The 7,467-nt window shown below is 57.2% G+C and carries 4 protein-coding genes and 1 pseudogene; 1 reads left to right on the top strand and 4 read right to left on the bottom strand.

Annotated elements, in window-relative coordinates:
* Both LCM21_RS15480 and LCM21_RS15485 read right to left on the bottom strand, forming a co-directional pair.
* The gene (locus LCM21_RS15480; protein ID WP_224891406.1) at positions 1-1,629 is read right to left on the bottom strand and encodes an amidohydrolase family protein; all 1,629 of its coding nucleotides are present in this window, start codon (positions 1,627-1,629) and stop codon (positions 1-3) included.
* 41 nt (positions 1,630-1,670) lie between these two features.
* Positions 1,671-3,230 (bottom strand): amidohydrolase family protein, encoded by a 1,560-nt coding sequence (locus LCM21_RS15485; protein WP_224891407.1) that lies wholly within the window; start codon positions 3,228-3,230, stop codon positions 1,671-1,673.
* A 200-nt stretch (positions 3,231-3,430) separates the two neighbouring features.
* On the opposite strand from LCM21_RS15485, the gene LCM21_RS15490 reads away from it, so the two are divergent.
* Positions 3,431-4,432, top strand: a complete 1,002-nt coding sequence (locus LCM21_RS15490) for an AraC family transcriptional regulator (protein WP_209599455.1) — start codon at positions 3,431-3,433, stop codon at positions 4,430-4,432.
* 437 nt (positions 4,433-4,869) lie between these two features.
* On the opposite strand, the gene LCM21_RS15495 is transcribed toward LCM21_RS15490, so the two are convergent.
* Together LCM21_RS15495 and LCM21_RS20885 are read right to left on the bottom strand one after the other, a co-directional pair.
* Entirely contained in the window at positions 4,870-6,798 is a 1,929-nt protein-coding gene (locus LCM21_RS15495) for a DUF3604 domain-containing protein (protein WP_224891408.1), read from the bottom strand.
* Between the two features lie 397 nt (positions 6,799-7,195).
* Positions 7,196-7,327: pseudogene (locus LCM21_RS20885) on the bottom strand (membrane dipeptidase); the annotation flags it as partial.
* Positions 7,328-7,467: the final 140 nt, after the last annotated feature.

Below are 7,467 nucleotides of genomic sequence, written 5' to 3' on the forward strand. Positions count from 1 at the left end.
TCAATTCCCTCCCTGCGGAGGAACGCCCGGCGCCACATCCGGCATGCCGGTGGAAAACTCCCGGTTCCAAGCGTCTTCCGACACCGACTCGAACCGCGGTTTGTCTTCCGGCTCGAAGCGGATCGGCTGGCCGGCAAAGACCTCCAGCAGTTCGTCGTCACGCACGGTCACCTCGCCATGCACAATAACCGCCTTGAACCCGGTCGAGGGGATTGATCCATGATCATAGGTCGCATTGTCGGCAACGGTTTCGGGGTCGAACACCACGATATCGGCGATCATGCCCTCCTGAACCCGGCCCCGCTCCTGCATGGCCTTCAGCCCCGTACGGCCCAGATGGTGCGCCGCGTTGTAGCTGAGGATCGACAAAAGCTGCATCATCGGGATGTCGTTTTCGCGCCCAAGGCGCAGTGTTGCAGCGCGCGCCCCGGCGCCGCGCGGATGCATGTTTCCCAACTTCTCAAATGGAGTATTCCAAGGCGCCATAAGAGGCTCCGCGAACATCGCATCGCTGGCCATTGTTGTCCCCCTGAGAGTCAACCATTTGACTGAGTCCTCTGGCGGAGTCTTGAACAACAGAATTTCTTGGGTCGGATTATCCTTCAGGACCTGATCGTATTTTTCCTGCGTATAGAAATCACCTGTAATCGGATCCTGCATCGTGTCTTCGTAGCGATGCCCCTGTCTTTCAACCCAGTTTTCGGGTTTGAGGAAGACTGCGTTCACCGTGGTCGATCCGGCGGAATAGGGGTAGATCTCTCCCCAGATATTATGTCCGTTCTCCTGAAGCCGCGCGATGAGTTCATGCGTGAGTCGCCAGCCGGGATTGTTGAAGTGCTGCAGTATTGCGGGCGCGTTCAGAGCCAATGCATTGGCAATGACTTCTTGCGCACCGACGTTTTCCAACACGTCGCCATCGGGTGTGAAACGCGTATGAACGGCAGTCTGGCGACCATATCGCGCGCCAATCTTCTGCACCTCGAACAACTCACGCGTGGTGACACCATCGCGCATGTATCCCAATGTCGATCCGATACCGAGCGCGCCAGCCTGAAGGCCTTCGTCGATGATCTGCAGAATCTTGTTACCAGTGTCGTAATCCGCCTTGTCCAAACTCCAACCCGATCCCTTGCGGGAGGTAAGCGCCGCCGCCGGCCCCAGCAGAAGGGTTTCCTCGTCGTCGAAACCGTCGAGCACGATGGCGCGGGCTTGTTCGTGGCTGGAGGCGCACCCGAAATTCGCCTGGTTCTTGCCTTCGCGTTCCTCATACCACCGCGCGATGAATGTTCCTGCGCAGCCCTCCTCGAGGTCCATGCTCGAAGTCAGTCCGTCACGCAGGCCAAGCGCATAGCCCATCGGTTGTTGCCAGTGGAAATGGGTGTCAATGAATCCAGGCGCCACGATGTGACCTGTTGCATCGATTTCCTCGGCACCGCTCAGCGCCTCCTTGGAGATCGCCACGATACGGCCGTCCGAAATGCCGACATTTGCGATGCTGTCGTATAGCGTCTCCGGATCCATGACCCGGCCGTTCGAGATGACGAGATCGTAATCCTGCGCCTGAGCGATGCCGACACAGAAGAACGCAGATGCGAGCGTGGTTATCGCGAGGGTCGAGAGCGGCTTCATGAGCAAGGTGCTCCTTTCAAATTTTGTTGGAGGCCCGGTGTTTACTGCGTCTGCGTCCTGCGGATCGGCTGGCCATGCGGCGCGTCGAGGACAAGCGCGCCATCCTGGACAACGAATCCGCCGTTTACCAGCACGGTCTGCACGCCCACGGCAGGCTGGTTCGCGTTCTCGTAGTTGGCCCTGTCAGAGACCGTCTCAGGGTCGAACACCACGATGTCGGCATCCATGCCCACCTGCAGACGTCCCTTGCGGCGCATCTGCGGCACGAAGTCTTCCAGCGTCTGCGCTGGCATCAGCGACATCTTGCGGATCGCCTCGCTCATCGAAAGCACACCACGCTCGCGTACATAGCTGCGCAGGACCTTCGAAAAGGTTCCGGCAGATCGCGGATGGGCGAACACGTTGTCAGGAAGTGGCCATTCATCGCCGGTGTAAGTCTGAATGTTCCCCTTGTCGTCGAAGTACGACCAGAAAGTTGCGTCCGAGGCGATCAGCGTCGCGGGATGAGTCACCGACAGGTCGAGCTTAGCCAAATCTTCTGCCTTGCTCTCATCGAGGAAGTGCCAGGTGATGAAAGTGCCCGGCTTGTTCTCCTGATAGTCGTCGAGTTGGTCTTCGGTCATGCGATCCTGGCCGAGCTGAAAATTCTCGGCTGTCGATTGCATCCGGTCCCGCCAGTCGGGCCCAGTAAACATGGCCGCGCCGACGACGGTGCTCGCCGCGCCGTAGGGATAGGCTTCCACGGTGATGTTGATACCCTTGTCCATCGCCTCTTCGACAAGGGCGAGTGTGGCCTCGATATCAGCCATCGACGTGCTGTTGATATGGCAGATGTGCATGTGCGCGCCGGTGATGGCGGCGTTCGAGATCAATTCCTTGAGCGCCTCGAATGAACTCTGCGGCTCGATGTTGCTGGCGTAACGAACATGGGTGAAGGTCGCCACGCCGTATTCGTTGGCCAGTTCGGCCAGCGCAAAATACTCCTTTTGCCCGTATCCCGGCGCGTAGCCCGCGTTTACCCCAATACCAAGGCCCCCCTCCTTGAGTCCCTGTTCGACCAGCGACAGAATCCGCTCGGACTGATCTTGGTCGGCGATGTCCATCTTCCAGTCGTTTTCGGCCTGGGCCGCTTGGAAGAACTCAACGGTTGCCAGCGGGTCGGTGTTGTCGAAGGTGGCGATCCGGCCATAGGTCCAGCCCGCCGCCGCACCGTAATTGATTGGCAGGTTCTTGGCAGCCTGACTGTCATACCAGTCGGCGATGGGCAAAACGCCAGATTCTAGCTCTAGCGCCGTTGTCACCCCCTGCATCGCCTGCATCCGATAGTCACCAATACTCTGCCCGTGAGCGTGCAGGTCGATGAACCCCGGCGAGACGACGTGCCCCTTAGCATCGATCACCGTGTCACCTTCAAGCGAGAACTCGCTGATCGCCGAGATACGGCCGTCCTCCACGCCAACGTTGCGGATCGCATCGAGGCCCGTCTCCGGGTCGATCACGCGCCCATTTAAGATCACGATATCGTTGGCAAACGCTGTCGTTGCGGTCGCGACCAAAACCGCCAAGGTGCCGATTGCGGACAAAGTTCTTTCTGGTTTCATAGGCGATGTACCTTTACCTTCGACCACCTTCTGGAATCGTGGTCTTTCGCAAAAAGGATACTAAACGCTAATCAAAACAAAACTGTATGCCCTCACGCGACAGGTAGTGTAGAAACTTGTCCTTGAAAGTGCGTTCTGGGAGTATTCGTAGTGAACGGCATGTACATCGTCGTGTAGAACTAACAACGGACGACAGACAAATGGTCTCTGAGCGAATCGCGTTCAACCGCGCTCTGCAGCTTCGCCCCTTCCTTGATCTGTTCGAGAAGCGCGGCGGCAAGGCTGGCCCTGTTCTCAAGGCGGCTGGGCTTGACCAGGTCGATCTCACCGACCCGGCTGCGATGATCACCGGCAATGCACTCTACAAGGCCGTCGAGAAAATGGCCGATGTGCTCAACGACCCGTATTTCTCGGCGCGCGCAGCTGAGACATTCGTCGAGGCGGGCCCCGTCTTTGTCCGGGAGAGCTATGCGATATCCCACACCCTCGCAGAGTTCCTACCGCTGGCTATTCTCGAACTCGACCGGCAGATCAACAACGTTCGATACTCCCTCCAAATCAATGCAAATGTCACCGTGATCCGAGCTGAGAGGACTTTCTTACCGGCAGCACCCGTCGTTCAGGCAGATGCCGCCACTGCGAGCCTGTGGTTGACCCTCCTGCGGTTAGTGACCGAAGACGATTTCAATCCGTCTCGCATAACAGTTACGGCGCAGGAAAACGCAGGTATTCCGCTGGATCTGCTTCCGAAGTCTTCTTTCTTGAAACGAAAGTGCAACAGTGTTCAGATCGGGTTTCCCTCTGAGTGGCTGCAACGGCCACTAGCCCTGAACTGGAAAATCCCGCCCACCTCGCGTGGAGAGTTCCGCGATACTTCCCCGCGCGATGCGATCCTGAAATGGGTCGAAAAGGTCTGCTTCCAAAAGATTGGTGAGCGAACCTTCGGCCTCGAGGAACTCGCGCGTAACCTCGGCGTCCATCCAAAGAGCCTACAGCGCACGATGTCTGAATTGGGCACCTCGTTCCAAGAGATCCGCGACAAGGGGCGTAGAGAGAGGGCCCTAGAAATCATTGACAGCGATAGATCCGCACCGAACGAGGAGATCGCCGAGTTGCTTGGTTTCTCCGGTGCAACAAGTTTTTCCAGAGCGTTCAAAAGGTGGACTGGTGTCACACCGAACGAATATCGGCGAAATCAGTGACTCGTTCCCTGCTCCCTTGAGCCAAAAGAAAACTTGGAAGATGAGGTCCTCGTTGGATCAGTTTGGAGAAGTTGTAGTGCGACGTTAATAAATTAGCCGACGGCATTAATTGGTGGGTTGCCAAAATCGATGCAATCTCTGCAACTGGCAGTTTTGTTGTATATTTCGGAGTTAGCAATGCATGGTCGTGAATGTCCGGTTTGCGCTGCCGGTTCAACCGATGGCCGCAACACGCTCCTCGAACTTTTCCGCGAGTGAGAAGTAATTCAAGGTTATTCTCGGCCGCTCGTTGAGCTCCCGGGCGACGGCGTCGAGGTGTTCTCCGCGACGGGATGCGAGTTCGATCGCGAAGTTCGCCGCATCTGCATCAGGCTGCTAAGTCCGCATTCCGGTCGTTCCCGCTAAGTAAAGCGAATGACCACATCGAGCCCAATCTGCTACTCGGTTGAATACCAAATCGGTGAAGTGTATGCGCGTTCCTGGCCGATCAGCGTCGCTCCGTCGGGAATCTCTGCGCCGAGGCGAACCTTGTCGTAAACCACCCAGCGGGGTGTCGGGATCTCGATGACACGGGCATAGTAGAAGGCTGGTTCAGCAGGATCAAAATCTGGATCAGTCCAGACCGCACCGAGTTCAGAGGCTCCGATGGTATTGCGATAGCTGGCCGCTTCAAGGTCCACGGTGTTTCCCACTTCAGGGATTTTGCCACCGGTATCCGGTTGGCGGTCTCCAGACCAGGCGACGTCGTAGACCCTTTCTTGCAATGTACCGTCGGTTTCCATCCAACCCTTGACGACCTGGATTCGATCGAGATTGGCGCCGATCGGGTCACGAAGGGCATAAACCATAAAGTTCGGTGCCCCGGAACCATCCGGCGCCGCGCGTAGATCCCCGCCCATCGGCACGCCCTTGTCGTAGCCAACGAAGGCGGGGGCGCGGGAGCGCAGGTCGTCTTCGCTGAACTCCCATCCGCCAAAGAAGCGAACCACCATACGTGGTCCGGTTGTGGCATAGACTTCGCGGCGTACCATAGCGTCCCAAAGGCTGGCTCGGGTGTTCTCTTCGGCCCAGACACCGGTGTAGCCAGACGCCACGAGCGACCAACCCGGGAAAATGCCCACTTCGGTTTCTGTGAACGGATGCGCCGCACGGGTGGTGGAGGGCTCTGCGTTGGTGGCCTTGCCGAAGTAGTTGTCGCTGTCTGCAGTCGCAAGCGATGTATGTGTGTCGGTCGAGCCCACCATGCCAAAACGATACGGGTTGATGCCGGTCCGGGCCTCGATGGCAAAGCCCTGTTTCAGAGCCTCTCGCGCATACTCACCCGCGAGCATTTCAGGGGTTTTGGCTTGGGTCAGGTCAAGGTTGCCCACGTCCCATGTTTCATAGTCCGCAAATTCATCGTCGGGGCTGAGCGCGGGGTGCGCTTCGCCGTCGCCCTTGATCTGTGTGGCCTCATAAAGCGGTTCCCAACGGGCGCGGGCCATGGCATAGGCTTCGTCCACCGGCTCCCCGTTGTAACGGGTTTCGGATGGGAACATGATCCCGTTGGACAGGTTGCCGTTATGCGAAAGAGCAAAGGCCTGACCTCCGGTCTCTGCTTCATAGGTTTCGAGCCACTGATACAAAGCCATTGGGTCTGGAGAGCCGATCGGTGGCTGTGTGGTCATGGGTTGAATCTGCTTTACCCGGTCGGCGTTGTCACGGAACACCACATTCCGGTGCATGTTGTTGCCTCGGATCAGAGAGGTCCATTCAAACCCATGGAATGCCGTAAAGTCACCAGGGTCATTAAAGGCTTCGACCTCGTCCACCATACTTTCCCAAACGCTGGTGTAGATGGGAGAGCCAGGTGAGTAATCTGCAAGTAGCGCCGGATCCATCTCACCTTGCGAAAAGGTTGTTATAAGATCTAGCGCCGCGGCCGCAGATGCCTCTCCACCTTGCTGGAGCCCCTCGGCCCATCGGGCGCCCTGCTCGGAGGCAAGCACATTGGGCGCTCCGCGCGCCAGATCGGTGATCATGCCCATGCCATCGGAATGCTCAGTGGTGACAATCCAGTCGAGTGGCCGAGAAAGCTTGACCGGCTGGCCAGTTGCAGAGACGACTTCTTCGCCGCGAGCGAACCGAAGCATCGTTTCCAACCCTGTCGTATTACCGAACAGACCAGCGTCCATCGACAGGCCCGTGTGAACATGGGTGTCCCCCCAGAAGACACGCGATGGAAAGCTACGTTGGGCATATGGCGAGTAAGCCTTCCCAGGATAGAGGCCCTGAAGAGAATCCTCTGACGGCACGAACTGGGCCGACCCAGTATTCGAAAACAGGCAGAGCGCTGATGCTAGTGCGATGTTAAGGACAATCTTCATTCTGAGCCTCCCAAACGATCATTCAGTTCCTCAACAATAACACTGGAGTCCATCGTTGATACAATCATTTTAAACTGCGAACCGAACTCGCTTGCGGAAGGGACAGCAGCCAGTGGCGCCTTCGATATGCCTGATGGGGTGGCGGCGGCTTTGTCCGCAACTCGGCCGTTCAGCAGATATCAGCGAACGTCCGCTGCTGTTCAATGTAGACCTTCAGGCGAAATTTCTCGGAATGACCACCAACAATGACCACTATCCGTTCCTAAGTCGTCATCTGACTGAAAGACCCAGATGACTGCCTTGAGCCCAAAGCGTTCGTTGGTTCATGGCCATCGCCAATAACATCTATTCAGCTTTGCCAATGAGTTTTTGGATTGCAGTGAAACGAGAACCAAGCTCAAGGGTGGAGACGCTGACGTAGGACCCGTAAGAGATTGCCCCCCATAATCTTATAAATTTGGGCTTCAGAGAGCCCCTCCTTCATGAGTGCTTGCGTCAGCGCAGGCAAGTCAGATGGGACCAGCGCAACTTTTACCGTACCATCCCAGTCGGGGTGCTGTCAGACGAATTCGAACCAGTCTCAGTTTGCCGCGGAAACTGCGAACCTATCCGGAACAAAGTTGACGCCACTCGGCGAGAGCAGCGCTGCGGGTCAGCTTGAAGATGTCT

It is taken from the genome of Ruegeria profundi (assembly GCF_020171505.1).
Classification (GTDB): Bacteria; Pseudomonadota; Alphaproteobacteria; order Rhodobacterales; family Rhodobacteraceae; genus Ruegeria; species Ruegeria profundi.

Excerpts from the sequence above, each read along its gene's own strand:
- LCM21_RS15480 (WP_224891406.1), bottom strand. The coding sequence starts at position 1,629 with ATGAAGCCGCTCTCGACCCTCGCGATAACCACGCTCGCATCTGCGTTC.
- LCM21_RS15485 (WP_224891407.1), bottom strand. The coding sequence starts at position 3,230 with ATGAAACCAGAAAGAACTTTGTCCGCAATCGGCACCTTGGCGGTTTTG.
- LCM21_RS15490 (WP_209599455.1), top strand. The coding sequence starts at position 3,431 with ATGGTCTCTGAGCGAATCGCGTTCAACCGCGCTCTGCAGCTTCGCCCC.
- LCM21_RS15495 (WP_224891408.1), bottom strand. The coding sequence starts at position 6,798 with ATGAAGATTGTCCTTAACATCGCACTAGCATCAGCGCTCTGCCTGTTT.